1 protein-coding gene is annotated in these 554 nt (G+C 59.7%); it reads right to left on the bottom strand.

Translation table 11 applies throughout. The features are described from left to right. The coding region (locus ACHAC9_RS24530; RefSeq protein WP_435764430.1) for a transposase domain-containing protein at window positions 1-554 on the bottom strand (554 nt) is incomplete at both ends.

Genomic DNA, 554 nt, shown 5'->3' with positions numbered 1-554 from the left:
TAGAGCATTTCATTGGTCGAATAAGGACCGAACGCAGCGCTATGCACCAGGTGTGTCGTCAGCGCAGTGAGCGTGACCCCGCGAACTTGCGGATAGCTCGCAACCGTGCCGCCGACGTAGCCCTGCGCACCGAAATGTTCCCGGTTCTTCTCTGTATCGTGGGTGCGCAAGGTCGTACCGTCCATGGCGAACAGCTGCAGCCCTTTGAACAGATAGGCGCGTTTGTCTTGCGCCACCCAATTTCTCGCTGAATGATCGAACAGCCATTTCAACGGCTCCGGTCCGACACGCTGACGCGCCTGCGCTGCTGCGCTCTTGCTCACGAACGGCGTCTGCTCGCTCGGCATCGCCAAACCAAGATCGTCGAGCACTTCGCTGATCGATTTGTGACGGTACAGCGCCAGCGCCACCATCAGCCATACCACTTGCTCAGCAGGCAGGCGTCGATGCCGGATACTGAGCGCATCCGTGCTCGCGAGCGCCTGCTCGATCCATTCAACAGGAAGATGCTCTCCCAGCCTTGCCCAGTCGGGAGCTTCGAGATGGTTTGCGAG

Origin of the sequence: Massilia sp. CMS3.1 (assembly GCF_051262535.1) — a bacterium.
In the GTDB taxonomy this organism is placed as follows: domain Bacteria; phylum Pseudomonadota; class Gammaproteobacteria; order Burkholderiales; family Burkholderiaceae_D; genus Telluria.
Note: the sequence above shows the minus strand (reverse complement) of the source record. Positions and strands in the feature narration are given on the sequence as shown.